Origin of the sequence: uncultured Ellagibacter sp. (assembly GCF_934643285.1) — a bacterium.
GTDB lineage: Bacteria > Actinomycetota > Coriobacteriia > Coriobacteriales > Eggerthellaceae > Ellagibacter.
Genome location: NZ_CAKUBT010000003.1, coordinates 34,814 through 49,017 on the forward strand (window position 1 = coordinate 34,814; position 14,204 = coordinate 49,017).

General features: G+C 60.8%; 9 protein-coding genes. 5 read left to right on the top strand and 4 right to left on the bottom strand.

From position 1 onward, the window contains the following. Positions 1–102: 102 nt before the first annotated feature. The 4 genes from Q0I65_RS02905 to Q0I65_RS02920 all read left to right on the top strand — a co-directional run bounded on the left by Q0I65_RS02905 (position 103) and on the right by Q0I65_RS02920 (position 6,704). Positions 103–1,365 carry an amidohydrolase gene (locus Q0I65_RS02905; RefSeq protein WP_296059634.1) on the top strand — a complete coding sequence of 421 codons (1,263 nt, stop codon included), beginning with the start codon at positions 103–105 and terminating at the stop codon, positions 1,363–1,365. A gap of 314 nt (positions 1,366–1,679) precedes the next feature. Then, on the top strand, positions 1,680–5,138 hold the full coding sequence (gene dnaE / locus Q0I65_RS02910) for a DNA polymerase III subunit alpha (protein ID WP_296059636.1): 3,459 nt from the start codon (positions 1,680–1,682) through the stop codon (positions 5,136–5,138). Positions 5,139–5,409: 271 nt separating this feature from the next. Continuing rightward, a complete protein-coding gene (truA, locus tag Q0I65_RS02915; protein ID WP_296059638.1) occupies positions 5,410–6,210 on the top strand; it encodes a tRNA pseudouridine(38-40) synthase TruA in 801 nt (266 codons plus the stop codon). A gap of 2 nt (positions 6,211–6,212) precedes the next feature. Then, positions 6,213–6,704 carry a hypothetical protein gene (locus Q0I65_RS02920; protein ID WP_296059640.1) on the top strand — a complete coding sequence of 164 codons (492 nt, stop codon included), beginning with the start codon at positions 6,213–6,215 and terminating at the stop codon, positions 6,702–6,704. 165 nt (positions 6,705–6,869) lie between these two features. On the opposite strand, the gene asnB is transcribed toward Q0I65_RS02920, so the two are convergent. Together asnB and Q0I65_RS02930 are read right to left on the bottom strand one after the other, a co-directional pair. Next, positions 6,870–8,873 (bottom strand): asparagine synthase (glutamine-hydrolyzing), encoded by a 2,004-nt coding sequence (gene asnB / locus Q0I65_RS02925; RefSeq protein ID WP_296059642.1) that lies wholly within the window; start codon positions 8,871–8,873, stop codon positions 6,870–6,872. A 134-nt stretch (positions 8,874–9,007) separates the two neighbouring features. Then, the gene (locus tag Q0I65_RS02930) at positions 9,008–9,376 is read right to left on the bottom strand and encodes a hypothetical protein (protein WP_296059643.1); all 369 of its coding nucleotides are present in this window, start codon (positions 9,374–9,376) and stop codon (positions 9,008–9,010) included. A gap of 857 nt (positions 9,377–10,233) precedes the next feature. On the opposite strand from Q0I65_RS02930, the gene Q0I65_RS02935 reads away from it, so the two are divergent. Next, positions 10,234–10,746, top strand: a complete 513-nt coding sequence (locus Q0I65_RS02935) for an ATP-binding protein (RefSeq protein WP_296059647.1) — start codon at positions 10,234–10,236, stop codon at positions 10,744–10,746. Positions 10,747–10,966: 220 nt separating this feature from the next. On the opposite strand, the gene Q0I65_RS02940 is transcribed toward Q0I65_RS02935, so the two are convergent. Both Q0I65_RS02940 and Q0I65_RS02945 read right to left on the bottom strand, forming a co-directional pair. Then, positions 10,967–12,172: an RtcB family protein gene (locus Q0I65_RS02940; protein ID WP_296059649.1), complete on the bottom strand. Its 1,206-nt coding sequence runs from the start codon at positions 12,170–12,172 to the stop codon at positions 10,967–10,969. Between the two features lie 643 nt (positions 12,173–12,815). Next, positions 12,816–14,048, bottom strand: coding sequence for an ATP-binding protein (locus Q0I65_RS02945; protein ID WP_296059650.1), 1,233 nt, complete (start codon positions 14,046–14,048; stop codon positions 12,816–12,818). Positions 14,049–14,204 lie beyond the last annotated feature (156 nt).

The window sequence follows — 14,204 nt, forward strand, 5'->3', positions numbered from 1 at the left end:
TAATTCTGGTTTCGCGCGAATTTGCCACTTTGCGCCGGTCTTTCGCACGTTCTTCCAATACTATCATGGTCGATTTAACCTTATCTTTACGGAGGAATTCCCATGCATCCTTGCGCCGATGCCGAAGCGCTTGCCTTCGCCCAATCCGAACCTGCAGGAATTCGCACCGCCGCGCTCGTTCGCGATGTTGCCGCGTCCGCCGAGGGCGCCATCATCGAGTGGCGCCGGCTTTTTCATCAGCATCCTGAGGTTTCGGGGCAGGAATCGCATACGCAGGAGATGCTCTGCGGCGAGCTCGATCATCTGGGGGTGGAATATCGCCGCCTCGATAACAACGGTATCATTGCGACGATTCGCGGGGAGGCCCCCGGGGCCTACGATGCTGCCGGCGTCCCTGCGCGCCGCGTGGCCCTGCGCGCCGACATCGATGCGCTTCCTGTGACCGAGGACACGGGCGTGCCGTTCGCTTCCAAGAACGAGGGCGTCATGCATGCGTGCGGCCACGATGCGCACATGGCCATGATGCTCGGTGCGATCCGCATTCTTCTCGAGACGAAATCGCAGCTCAAAGGCGAGGTTCGTATCTTGTTCCAGCCTGCTGAGGAAATCTCGATAGGCGCGCTCTCCATGATCGACGCCGGCGCGCTCGACGGTGTCGACGCCATCTACGGCGCACACATCTGGAGCGAGGTCGACGCGGGCACGGTGTCGTGCGCGCCGGGGCAGCGCATGGCCAACACCGACTGGTTCCACATCGACATCGAGGGTGTCTCCGCGCACGGTTCCATGCCGCACAAGGGTGTCGACGCCGTCGTCGTGGGGGCGGAGATGGTGAACGGGCTGCAGGTGCTCGTCAGCCGCGATGTGTCGCCGTTCGATCCGGTCGTGGTCACCGTAGGCGAGTTCCACGGTGGTGAGGCGCGCAACATCATGGCTGGTCACGCCTATCTTTCGGGAACGGTGCGCACCTGGACCGCAAAGCTGCGCCGCGAGGTCCCCGATCGTCTTGAGCGCATCGTAAGCAAGATCGGGCACGCTTTCGGGGCCAAGGTGAAGTTCACGTTCGAGGAGGGCAACGCGGGCCTTTCGAACGACCCCGTATGCGCGGAGGTTGCGCGGCGTGCGGTCGTCGATATGTTGGGGGAGTCCGCGGTGTCGGATTATCGCGGCACGCTTTCTGGCGAGGACTTCAGCGAGTACCTGAACATCGTGCCCGGCGTGTTCTGCTTCGTCGGCACGCGAAACCCCGAGGTGGGGGCTTTGCATCCGCAGCACAGCTGCCATTTCACCATCGACGAGAGCGTGCTCGCAAAGGGCAGCATGGTCGCCGCCCAATGGGCCTGCCGCATGCTGGCAGCGGAATAGCGCAGGTCTTACCCTCTCAAGCGGCTCTGTGACTCCTTGCGCGCGGTTGTGAACTTCATGCGGACTCTCTGCGAGCCGCTTGAAGCTGCTTGCGGCTACTTGCGCGCGGTTCGTTGGGTCTCTGCCAGAAGATCATCGCCTCAGCGGTGCCAGGCTCCCGTGCGCCTTCCCTCGAAAATCCATCATTTGTTCGCTGTGTTAGCCATGCAAAACTTGCCACTTGCTGCTATGATTGAACGCGAAAAAACGGCTGCGCACCCACACTTGCAAACACACTCCGCGCGCATACCACGTAAGCGATTCGAGGCACATCCATGGCGTTCGTACATTTGCACAATCACACCGAATATTCCCTGCTCGACGGCTTGACCCATGTGAAGGACATGGTCCGTCGCGCCGCCGATCTCGACATGCCGGCCGTGGCTATCACCGACCACGGTGTCATGTCGGGCGTGCCGGAGCTGTGCGACGCGTGCACGGCGGTTGAGAAGGAAACGGGCAAGAAGGTCAAGCCCATCTACGGCTGCGAGGTCTACTTCACCACCGATGAGGAGCTGCGCAAGGACGTAAAGCCGAAGCTGTACCACCTGCTGCTCCTTGCGAAGACCAACGAGGGCTATCACAACCTGTTGCACCTGGTCAGCGAATCGCACGTTGACAACTTCTACTACAAGCCGCGCACGACGTTCTCCATGCTGCAAAAGTACGGCCACGGCATCATCGGCTCGTCCGCGTGCATCGCGGGCATCATCCCGAAGCTTCTGGACAACCGCCAGTTCGACGACGCGGTCGAGTGGGCGCGCCGTTTCGCGAGCTGCTTCGACGAGGGCGACTTCTACATCGAGCTGCAAAACCAGGGCCTGCGCACCGACGCCGGCATGACGCAGACCGAGCTCAACCGCCAGCTCACCAAGGTCGCCCAGCTTGCGGGCCTAAAGACTATCGCCACGAACGACTTCCACTACCTGAAGAAGGAAGACGCCAAGGCGCAGGACATCATGCTGTGCATCGGCACGGGTTCGGCGGTGAACGACGCGAACCGTATGCGCTTCGAGAACGACGAGTTCTACATGAAGACGGAAGAGGAGATGCGCGAGGCGCTCTCCGAGTTCCCCGAGGCGTGCGACAACACGGTCGAGGTGGCCGATAAGATCGACGTTGTGCTCGAGCGCGACTCCATTCTGCCGCGTTTCCCCTTGCCAGAGGGCGAAACCGAGGAAAGCTGGTTCCGCAAGCAGTGCGAGTGGGGCTTGAAGAAGCGCTACGGCGACCCGGTGCCCAAAGAGGCATGGGATCGCTATGAATACGAGGCTGGCATCATCTTGCAGCAAGGCTTCCCGGCGTACTTCCTCATCGTGCAGGAATACATCGCCTGGGCCCGTAGCCAGGGAATCGGCGTTGGCCCAGGTCGTGGCTCGGCCGCAGGCGCCATCTGCACTTACGCCATGGGCATTACCGACCTCGACCCGCTTCCCAACGGGCTTCTGTTCGAACGCTTCCTGTCGCCCGAGCGCGTGGAGATGCCCGATATCGACGTTGACTTCGAGGATGAGCGTCGCCAGGAAGTCATCGAGCATATTAAAGAAGTCTACGGCGAGGACCATGTGTCGGGCGTTATCACGTTCGGCAAGCTGCAGGCGAAGAACGCCGTGCGCGATGCCGCGCGCGTGCTCGACTACCCCTACAGCGTGGGCGACCGCATCTGTAAGATGATTGGCGACGAGCTCGGCATCACCATCGACAAGGCGCTCGAGACGAACCCCGACCTGAAGAAGGCCTACGACGGCGAAGAGGACGTGCGGCAGGTCGTCGATGCCGCGAAGTCGATCGAAGGCCACGTGCGCGGCGAGGGCGTGCACGCCTGCGCGACCATCATCTGCCGCGACCCCATGGCCGACCACGTGCCCATGAAGCGCGACACCAAAGGCGGCGGCATCATCACGCAATACGACGGCCACTATACCCCTGACCTGGGCTTGCTCAAGATGGACTTTCTTGGCCTGCGCACCTTGGGCGTGCTCTCGCGCGCATGCCGCAACGTCGAGCAGACCACCGGCATCAAGATGGTGCCCGAGGAGATTCCCACCGACGACGAGGGCGCGTTCGCCCTCATGCGCTCGGGCAATATGGACGGCCTGTTCCAGGTGGAGGGTTCGCTGTACGTGAGCCTGTTCGCGCGGCTTCCACCGCGCCGCTTCTCCGACATTGTCGCATCGATCGCCCTCAACCGTCCGGGCCCGCTCGAGTCTGGCATGGTCGACGACTACGTGAAGGTGGCGAGCGGCAAAACGCCCGTCCATTATTACGACGATCGCCTGCGCCCCGTGCTCGAGGAAACCTACGGCACCATGGTCTACCAGGAACAGATCATGCAGGTGTCCATGGTGATGAGCGGCTTTTCCGCCGGCAAGGCAGACAAGCTGCGCAAGGCAATGGGCAAGAAGAAAATCGACATCATGCGCCTGCTCCAGGAAGACTGGAACAATGGTGCGGTTGAGAACGGCTACTCGCTCGATATCGCGAAGAAGATTTGGGACGACGCGGAGAAGTTCGCTAAGTACGCGTTCAACAAATCGCACTCGGCTGCGTACTCCATTCTGGTCATGCGCACGGCGTACCTGAAGGCGCATTACCCCAACGAGTACATGGCCGCAGTGCTGTCGAGCTACATGGGCAACACCGACCGCCTCATCCGCTACATCGCGAGCTGCAACCACAACGGCACGCCCGTGCTGCCGCCGGACATCAACTCGTCGAACGCCGAGTTCACCCCGGTCAAGGACGGCATCCGCTTCGGGCTTGTCGGCGTGCGCGGTGTTGGGCGCAACGTGGCCGACGCCATCATCGCCGAGCGCGAGGAGAACGGCCCGTTCACCAGCCTGCACGACTTCGTGAACCGCGTCGACGCGAAATGCTTCAACCGAAAGACGCTCGAAGCGCTCATCAAGGGCGGCGCCTTCGATTCGACGGGGTACACGCGCAAGCAACTCATGTACTTCTTGGAGGACACGCCGCTGCTCGAGAACGCCTCGAAGCGCCAGAAGGATCGCGACGCCGGCCAGGTGAGCATGTTCGACCTGTTCGCCGCCGATGAGGACTCCGGTTTTCAGGAAGACGTGCCCGCGCCCGACGGCATCGAGTGGGACAAGCGCACCAAGCTTGCCTACGAGAAGGAAATCATGAAGATCTACGTGTCCGAGCACCCGCTCGCACCGTACGAGAGCGCGATTTCCCGTATGACGAAGTTCCAGCTGGGTGATTTGGCCGAGCGCACGAAGGAAATCAAGTCGGCGACGTTCGTCGGCATGGTGTCCAACGTGGTGACCAAGCTCACCAAGCGCGGCACGAAGATGGCCACGTTCACGATCGAGGACACGACGGGCCATATGGAGTGCATCTGCTTCAAGTACGACGAGAATGCGGAGGCCATCCACGAGGATGCCATCGTGAAGATCAAGGGCAAGTTCGAGCACAGTGACCGCGGCAACCAGATCATGGCGTTCGAGATTGAGGAAATCGAGTTGAACGAAGCGGATGCTCGCCCCTCGCATCTGCAGCTCAACGTGCCGTCGTGTGAGTTTGACCAGCAGAAACTGCTGCGACTGAACCGCATCTTGCAGTCGTATCCGGGCCGCGATGGGGTCGTGCTTCTCGTCACGCAGTCCGACGGACGCCGCTTCCGCGCGGAGCTGCCGGTCACGGTCGATTCGGGTTCGCCGGTCATGCGAAGCGAGCTGCAGGATTTGTTCGGACGTGGTGCGCTGATCGCTTAGGGAACTGCTTATCGCTGGCCTGGGGGGATTCCTCGGGCCAGCGTTTTCTTCTCCTCGATAGTTCATTGCGGGTCGCTGCGTTGCAGGTCGCCCGTGACTTGCCTCAGGTAGCCTCCCTTGTTTCTTCGCAGGTCGGTGCTTCGCGTTCCCCTGGCTCGCCGCAGGCCGCCGAATCTCGCCCTGGGCTCTTTGCAGTTCGCTGCAGCTCGATATGAGGTTCACAGCCTTATTGCTTGCCGTGTTCGCTCGCAAATAAGGTATCATGCTCGTTATGGATAATGTCAAAAACAATATGACGCTTTCGCTTGCCGTCGCCTACAACGGCAAGCCTTTCAGCGGCTTCGCCCGCCAGCCCGGCCAACTTACGGTGCAGGGCGAGATAGAACATGCGCTTGAACTGCTGTTTCGCCGCGAGGTGGAAACCACGTGTGCCGGCCGCACTGATGCGGGCGTCCATGCGCGCGCTCAAGTCGTGAGCTTCGACATTTCGCCTGATGAATTGCGTGATCGTACGCTTGAAAGTCTCGCCCGGTCGATGAACGCGCTCACGCACGAGGCCATCGTCGTGCGCTCGGTCGACGAGCGCGAACCCGGCTTCTCCGCCCGCTTCGACGCGACGGAGCGCGAGTACCGCTACTTCATCTGCACCGAGCCCGCGCCGCCCATTTTCCTGCGCGATTTCTCGTGGCATATCCCGAAGCCGCTTGATGTCGAGGCGATGCGCGAGGCGTCCCGCGCGCTTATCGGCGAGCACGATTTCAAGAGTTTCTGCATGGCGGCAAGCGCCGTGGGGAAGCCGACGTGTCGCAATGTGCATGAAATCTCGTTCGCTCGCGAAGAGGTGATGGGGGAGCGGGCCGTCGTCGTCACGGTGAAGGGCAACGCGTTCCTCCATTCTATGGTGCGCACCATCGTGGGCACGCTTGCCATGGTCGGCTGCGGCCAGCGGAAGCCCGAATGGGTCGCCGACGTGCTTCAGGCGTGCGACCGATGCGCTGCTGGGGAGAACGCACCTGCAGCCGGCCTCGTTTTCTGGAACGTGAGCTACGACGGCGTAAGGGACCACGTCTGATCATGGTGGAGCGCAAAACACCTTTTCACAGCAAGCGCGAGTACTTCACGTTCGGCGATGGGTTTCCTGGTTTTGGGGAAACTGACGATCTCAAGGCTTCGCGCTGGAGTGCGGATCTGTTCGAGGAAGCGCCTGTTTCGGAACCTGAGAATGAGCCTGTTGCCTATACGGGCGATGAGGATTTCTCGACGCGCGGCCGCTGCAGCGGAGTCGGCGTAATCGTTGATGAAGGGGCCGATTTCGATCCCGAGCCGGCGTCGTGCGATGGTGTTAAAGCTGCTGCAGCTAGCGGGAGTCCCGCGCAGGTTGCTTCTGCAAGCAATCCCGAACCCGCCGCCCCCGCAAACAGCTCCAAACCAGCCGCATCTGTCGAGGCCAAGCTCGACCTCTCGCTGTTCCGCGAGCTGTACCGAAGCCGAGACGGGCGCCTCGTGTTCTTCGAGCACCGCGCGACCGGCCATCTCGCCGCCGTCGACGCATCGAAGCTCGTGTAAGCTGAGCATCCTCGGCTTTGACTGTCGTGCAAAGCGTTTCCGCTGCTCCCCAGCCAATCGCCCGAACTCATTCGGGGCAACAATAAGCTTGCTAACAAATAGTGCCCCTTGCATCGATCGGTCGAGCAAGGGGCACTGCTGTTCTCGCAGTTAGCAACGAATCCGTTAGTGCGCTTCGGGCTTTTCCGGCACGGTGCGATCGACGAAGTAGATCTTGTACCACATGAGGAACATGTACACGATCCAGATCTTGCGCGAGCGATCGGCGCCCTCCTTGTGCTCGTCGAGCAGGCGCACCAGCTCATCGGTGTTGAAGAACTCGCGCGCGATGTCGCCCGTGAACCACTCCTTCACCATGGTGTAGTAGCGATCCTCGCGCAGCCAGTTCACGACCGGCACGGGGAAGCCGAGCTTCTCCTTTTGCGCCCAGTCCTTCGGGATGGCGAATTCCGCGGCGTCGCGCAGCGTGAGCTTCGTCTGCTGCTCGTTGGCTTTAAGCGCGGTGGGGATGGTCGCGGACAGGTCGAACACGCGGCGGTCGAGGAAGGGCACGCGCGATTCGAGCGAATGCGCCATCGACATCTTGTCGGTCTTGAGCAGGATGTCGCCCACCAGCCAGAAGTACAGGTCGACGTACTGCATGCGCGTCGTGTCGTCGAGACCCGCCGCCTCGGCGTACACGGGCGCCGTGAGCGATTGCGGGGTGGGGGCGCTGCAGCCGCCCTTGAGCAGGCGCGCGCGCTCGTCGGGCGTGAAGGCGACGCCGTTCGCGTTGGTGTAGTACCAGTCCTCAGGCGTCTCGCTTGCGCGCTCAAGATAGTTCGCGCCGCGCAGATGAAGCGCGCGCATCGCATGGGATGCGCCCTTGAGCAGGCCCTTCGGCGCCCAGCTTACCTTCGCGTTGGAGAACGGCGTCTGGTAGATTCGATAGCCTCCGAAGAACTCGTCGGCACCTTCTCCGGAAAGCACGGCCTTCACCTGGGTGGCGGCAATCTGGTCGACGAAGTACAGCGCCACGGCGGAAGGGTCGGCGGAGGGCTCGTCCATGTGCCACTGCACGCGCGGAAGGCTCGCCCAGTATTCCTCCTCGCCGATGTACTTGTCGGTGTTGGCAATATGCAGGTCGTCCGCCAGCTCGCGCGCCCAAGAAATCTCGTCGCGCATGGTCTTGCCGCCGGCACCTTCGGCATTGTTCGCCGCCGCCTGCTTGTAGCACTCGAAGCCCACGGTGAACGTCTTGATGTCGGGGTTCTCCTTGGCTAGGCACGCCGCCATGTAGCTGGAGTCGATACCCGACGACAGGAAGCTTCCGACCTCGACGTCGGCCACGTTGTGGTAGCGCACGCTGTCGCGCATGACCTCGTCAATTGCGCGCGCGGTGTCCTCGCGGTTGCGGTTCTCATCGAAGTGGTACTCGGGGCGCCAGTAGCGGCGCTCGGTGATGGAGCCGTCGGCGTGCACGGTCATGCAATGCGCGGGCGCGAGCTTGAAGATGCCCTTGAAGAAGGTCTCCGGCAGCGCGCTGAACTGGAAACACAGGTACTGCTCGAGTGCCTCGCGATTGAGCTCGCGGGTATAGGCGGGGTGCTCCAGAATGCATTTGATCTCGGACGCGAAGATGAACTGGCCGTTCTGCTGCGTGTAGTAAAACGGTTTGATGCCGAAGAAATCGCGCGCACAGAAAAGCTCGCGTGTCGCGCGGTTCCAGATGGCGAATGCGAACATGCCGCGCAGGCGGTCGAGCACGCCTTCTCCCCATGCGAGATAGCCCGTGAGCAGCACTTCCGTGTCGGATTTCGTCTTGAACTGCCAGCCCTGCGTCTCGAGTTCGGCGCGAAGGTCCTGGTAGTTGTAGATTTCGCCGTTGAACACGATGGCGAAATCGCCCTTCGCGAGCATTGATTCGGGCGTGCCGCACGGTGTGCCGTCGGGCATGAGGGCGGGGGAAGTGATGGCCGAGTCGTGTTCGCCTGTCGCGCGAACCATGGGCTGGTTGCCGTTCGCCAGGTCGATGAGCGAGAGGCGGCGGTGCCCGAGCGCGATTCCGCTTTCCGCGTCGAGATACTGGCCCTCGCCGTCGGGCCCGCGATGCGCCATGATGTCGCACATGGCCTTGAGCGCGGGGGCGTCAGCGCTGGTCGCTTGGGTGAATCCGCAGATTCCGCACATGCAAAAGCTCCTTCATATCGATGTCGTGCGCTCGCGCGCAGCGATACTCGTGTGGGTAGGGTTCCATGATAGCGAAAGCGCATGCCGTGCAGCCTTCTTCTGCGAAAACTGCGGAAACGCCGCGCAAATGGGCGCTAGCGGACGGGCGGCTTGGGCGCGGCCGGAGGAGTAGCTTGGACTCGCGTGTCGGGCGTGGAGGCGATTACCACGTCGGGGTTCTCGTACACCACGCGGGCCTCGGTTTCCGCACGGGCGAAGTCTTTGGCGGTGAGTGCCGAGCGGAAGACCACGTCGACTGTGCAGCCGAGGTCCTCGGCGATGAAGCGGCGGAACTGTGCGGCGTCGGCGCGCGAGAAGGTGCACCCGACGTCGAGCAGAAGGCAGGCGTCCCCGCCCGTGCGTGCCTGGTCGGAGGCGTAAAGCGAGAATACCGCGACCTTCGCGATGGCATAGCGTGGCGCGACGCGGGAAACGGCGTCGCGGATGGATCCGAAATCGTTCATGAGATGGCTCCTTTGCAGCCTGGTGGGCTTAATGGTTGCGTAGGGTTCCAGTATATCGCCAATCGCGAAGATGGGCGCGCTGGCGGGGGTCTTTCGGGCGCGCGAGGGCGTGCGGACGCGCGAGGGCGTAAACGAAGGCGGGCAGGCGTGAGAGTGAAATCGAAGTTAGGAATTCTCGGGGGAAGATTTGTTTCTGCCAGGTGTCGGCATGGAAGATTTGGCGTTATTCGATGTTCCCCGGGGTCTGGGCGGGTCGCAATGCCGCAATACTGCAAGCTGCCAACCGCTTGCTTGAGGAGCGTCGCGCCAGAGGCGTTCTCAAGCTCAACTAGTACAGCGATTCGGGAAGATTCCGGCACAAAAACCGAGGTATCCCACGACGAAGGCCCCGTTTCTGCGTTCCCTCGCGGGTTAATTTTCGGCTGCAGGAAGAAACCACAGGTCAGCGTGTCTCTCAATTTGAGGGCACGCCGTGGCCCTCTCCTTCCTAGTGGGACACCTCGGTTTTCGTGCCAAGATTTGCCCCGCAGGCTGAACTTTTTTGCCTCCGTCTGTCACTACACTCGTTCAAAAGGCTCGCCTGAGGGAACGAGCTTGGCGGCAACCATGTCGAGCGGCGCTCAACTGTCGCGGTGGCATGTTCTTCGACGAGCTTAGACTTGAGTCCCTTTACTCAGTTATGCGGGCATTTTTGCGAGACGCCCCCATTAACACCAGGTGGGTTAAAGCTCTCGATTCCGCGACATGGCAAGGATAACGGTGTAGTTCTCGCAATCGCGTGATCGCGCGGATGATGGCCTAAATAAACCCATCATGAAAGGTATCCTTCAATCATCAAACGAAGGAAGGAGCTTAGGATGAGCCAGAGCATGCCGGGGCTTCCCAAGAAAAGGGATGTCTCTGCGCACATCCGTATTTCCATGTTCGATAATCGCGTGGAAATAGCCTCCCCAGGCGGGCTCCCTCGAGGGGTGACAACCGAGGACTACCTCTCGGGGAATCTATCCATCCTCCGCAATCCCGTTCTGGCCAGTGTTTTCTTTCGTCTTGGCATTATCGAGCAGTTCGGCACAGGAATTCGGCGCATCAAGGAAAGCTGCGTTAGAACGGGGGCAAGACCGCGTTTCGAGATTACAGGGGGCTCAATAACTGTGATTCTTCCCGTCACGGATGCGGAACCACTGCTTGATGCCGACGAAAAGGGGATTATGTCCCTGCTTTTGCCGGGCCATCTTCTCTCGAGAAGCCAAATCACAGACGCGTGCGGTTTCGGAAGGGACAAGACTTTAAGGGTACTTAAGCAGCTCGAAAAGAAGAACCTCGTCGTGGTCCAGGGCGCTGGTCGTGGGACTCGCTACGTCAGAGTGTAGATGCTTTGCGGTGCCCCTCATTTGCGGTTTTCTATGGGGAGCTTTGGGGCCTAATGGATTTCGGCTGAGCCTAAACCAGCCTATAGGAACCGGGGGCGGTTCCCTCGGCCGACAAGGAAGACGCAAAGCCGACGAAAAATTTTACGTCGGCTTTGCGTCGGTTTTTCGTCGGTTGCGTCGGTTTTGCGTCGGGCGGAAAAGCAGCCCCCGTCGCCTTCCCTTACGACGCCTTGAAGTTGTAGATCGGCCTCATGACGTCGATGATATCGACCGCGTCGGCGATGGGGCCGATGATGTCCTCGATGGGCTTGTAGGCATCCGGGGCCTCGTCGATGGTGCGCTCGTTCACCGAGGTCGAGTAGATGCCCTCCATGGTGGCCCGGTATTCGCGCAGGTCGAGCGTTTCCCTCGCCTCGCGTCGCGACATGATGCGGCCCGCGCCGTGGGGCGCTGAGTTGTTCCACGCCTCGTTGCCGCGCCCCTTCGCGATGATGGAGCCGTCGCGCATGTTCAGCGGGATGAGCACGGTCTCTCCCGCGTGCGCGGCGATGGCGCCCTTGCGAAGAATCATCTCATCCACGTCGATGTAGTTGTGGACGGTATGAAACTCCGACGAGGCGTCAAGGCCTGTGCGCGCGAGAATCTCCACCATCATGCGCTCGCGGTTGCGGGCGGCGAAGCGCTGGCAGACGTCGACATCGTGCAGGTAGTCGTCCATGTAGCTGCCGTAGAGCCAACACAGGTCGGCGGGCGCGTCGGGGTCGGCATCCTTGTATTGCGCTGCGAGCTCCTTGAGCGCCGCCTGGATCTCATCGCGGCGCCTGGCCGACTTGTACGCGTCGATGAGCTCCCGCTTGCGCTCGAAGAAGCCCTCCTTGCCGCTGTGCAAATCGACGGCGAGGCCTTGGTAGTAGTTCGCCACCTGCAGCCCCAGGTTGCGCGAGCCTGAGTGGATGACCAGGCGCTGCATGCCGTCGGAGGCGACGTCGATTTCGATGAAGTGGTTGCCGCTGCCGAGGGTGCCCAGCGAGCGCTTGAGGCGCTTGACGTCCCTGAGCTCGCGGTAGCAGCGCAGCTCCTCCAAGTCGAATTGCTCCTTACACCCGTCCCAGACGCGGGCGCCCGAGGGAATCTCGTGGCACGCCTCGTCGAAGGCAGGCAGGTCAATGGGCTTGTGGCCCAGGTCAGCCGTGAGCATGCCGCAGCCGATGTCCACGCCCACGAGGTTGGGCACCACCGCGTCCGCGACCCTCATCGTGGTCCCGATGGTGCAGCCTATCCCGAAATGCGCGTCGGGCATGATGGCGGTGTTTGCGCCTTCCGCAAACGGCATGCCGAGCATGGTGCGGATCTGCTCGACGCATTCCTCCTCTATGCTCGTGGCATAGCATGCTGCCGTGCCGTGCGTTCCCTCGATTGTGAACATGGCAATCCTTCCTGCTCCTTGACGGTCCCTAAAAGACTGGCGTGATGCATCATAGGCCCTTCTTTAGGAAGCGGCTGTCCCTTCTTTCGTACAGGCTATTTCGCAATACGGTCAGGTTGTCCTAGCGCGAACCGCATTCTTGGCGCTTGGCCTCTCCCAATCACTTTCAGGAGGCACTTCTTTGAGAGGGAGTCTTGTCCGCCTAACCATCGGCTTCGCGAGTCGTGTGGCGGCGGGGAAGGAAAGGGGCTCGGCGGCGCGACCCTTCCGAGCACAATTAGCGCAGCGATTCGGGAAGATTTCGGCACGAAAACCGAGGTATCCCACGGCGGGGGCTTCATTTCGGCGCGTCATCGCGGGTTGCTTTTCGGTCGCGGGAAGAATCCCCAGGTCAGCGTATCGCCCAATTCGAGGGCGCCCCGCGGCCCGCGCCTTCCCCCGTGGGATACCTCGGTTTTCGTGCCAAGATTTGCCTCGAAGGCTGTACTTTTTCGGGCTGCTGACCACTGCATTCGCTCAGCAGGCTTGCCCTAGAGCGGGAATGCAGTCCCCGCCATGGCGGCGGCACGTTCGATTGCTGGAGTCTCACATTCCCAACGCCGTTCCCAGACTCTTGGAGAGCGTTCAAAGTGCGTCCAAGAAGCTATTTTGGCAGGCTTTCCTCATCGAGCAGAAAATCGAACACGGACATAGTCAGAATCCCCTCGTTGTCGTAAGTCGGCTTCACCACATCGCGCACGAGCACGATCTTGCTGAAACTGTCAGGCACTTCGCGAAGCGGGGCCTTTTCCTGGCGTGTCTTCTCCTCATCCGGCAAGTGAAGCGCCGACTGTATGTAATAGCGCCGGGAACCCAGATTCGCGACGAAATCCACCTCGAGTTGCTTGCGCACTACCTTGCCGTCGACGCGCTTGGCCTTCACGACGGAACCGACATCGACGGAAAAGCCCCTCGCGCGCAACTCGTTGTACACAATGTTCTCCATGATGTGGGTCTCCTCGACCTGCCTGAAGCCTAGTCTCGCGTTGCGCAGGCCGATGTCCTCGAAGTAGTATTTCTTAGGGCTCCCGATGTACTTGCGTCCCTTGACGTCGTACCGGCGGGCCTCTTCAATGAGGAAAGACTCCTCGAGGTAGCTGATGTAAGTGGAAATGGTGTTCGCGGTGATCTTCGAGCTCAGAACGCTTTTGAAGGTCGCCTCGATTTTGGGTGGGTTGGTGAGCGAGCCGATGGAGGATGCCAGCACGTCCACGAGGTCTTCGAGCTCTTGGGTCTTTGCCACCTTGTTCCTGGCCACCACATCTTTCAGGTATGTCTCGGAGAACAGGCGCTCTAGGTAGCGGGACTTTTGCTCGTCCGTGCGCATGCCAAGAAGCAGGGGCATGCCTCCGAAGACGACATACTCGGCCCAACCCTGGTATTTGTCTCCCTCAAAGCCTTGCATGAATTCGGAGAAGGACAGTGGTCGCACTCGGACCTCGTCTCCTCGTCCGCGAAACTGCGTCATGACGTCGGAGGACAGCAGTTTGGAGTTGCTGCCCGTCACGTAGACGTCGACATTTCGCATGCGCAGCAGGCCGTTGAGCACACCATAGAGGCGAGGAGGTTCGTGCCCGCGCAGCTCCTCGTCGGAGATCGCGTATTGCACCTCGTCGAGCATGACGTAGTATTGCGACGTCTTATTCGCTATCCTGGACTTCAAGTAGCTGTCAAGCGCACCTGGGTCGCGCAGGCCCTTGTTCGCTTCCTCGTCCAATGCGACCTCCACGATATGATCGTCGTCAACCCCTAGCTCGTCCCTGAGGTGGTTGCCGAAGAGTTCGAACAGCAGATATGTTTTGCCGCACCGTCTGACGCCCGTTATTACCTTGATCATCCCGTTGTGCATTCTGTCTATCAGGTTGTTTAGGTATCTATCCCTGCGCACTTCCATGTCTGCCTCCCTCAATTATTCATTTAGCGATTATGGCACATGTTGCATTTTCACTCAATGTGAACGCATGGTGCGATGCGATTCGGTCATGGAGCGTTT

Bases quoted from the DNA above. Each gene is read 5' to 3' on its own strand.
- Q0I65_RS02905 (WP_296059634.1), top strand. From the start codon at position 103: ATGCATCCTTGCGCCGATGCCGAAGCGCTTGCCTTCGCCCAATCCGAA.
- dnaE (WP_296059636.1), top strand. From the start codon at position 1,680: ATGGCGTTCGTACATTTGCACAATCACACCGAATATTCCCTGCTCGAC.
- truA (WP_296059638.1), top strand. From the start codon at position 5,410: ATGGATAATGTCAAAAACAATATGACGCTTTCGCTTGCCGTCGCCTAC.
- Q0I65_RS02920 (WP_296059640.1), top strand. From the start codon at position 6,213: ATGGTGGAGCGCAAAACACCTTTTCACAGCAAGCGCGAGTACTTCACG.
- asnB (WP_296059642.1), bottom strand. From the start codon at position 8,873: ATGTGCGGAATCTGCGGATTCACCCAAGCGACCAGCGCTGACGCCCCC.
- Q0I65_RS02930 (WP_296059643.1), bottom strand. From the start codon at position 9,376: ATGAACGATTTCGGATCCATCCGCGACGCCGTTTCCCGCGTCGCGCCA.
- Q0I65_RS02935 (WP_296059647.1), top strand. From the start codon at position 10,234: ATGAGCCAGAGCATGCCGGGGCTTCCCAAGAAAAGGGATGTCTCTGCG.
- Q0I65_RS02940 (WP_296059649.1), bottom strand. From the start codon at position 12,172: ATGTTCACAATCGAGGGAACGCACGGCACGGCAGCATGCTATGCCACG.
- Q0I65_RS02945 (WP_296059650.1), bottom strand. From the start codon at position 14,048: ATGATCAAGGTAATAACGGGCGTCAGACGGTGCGGCAAAACATATCTG.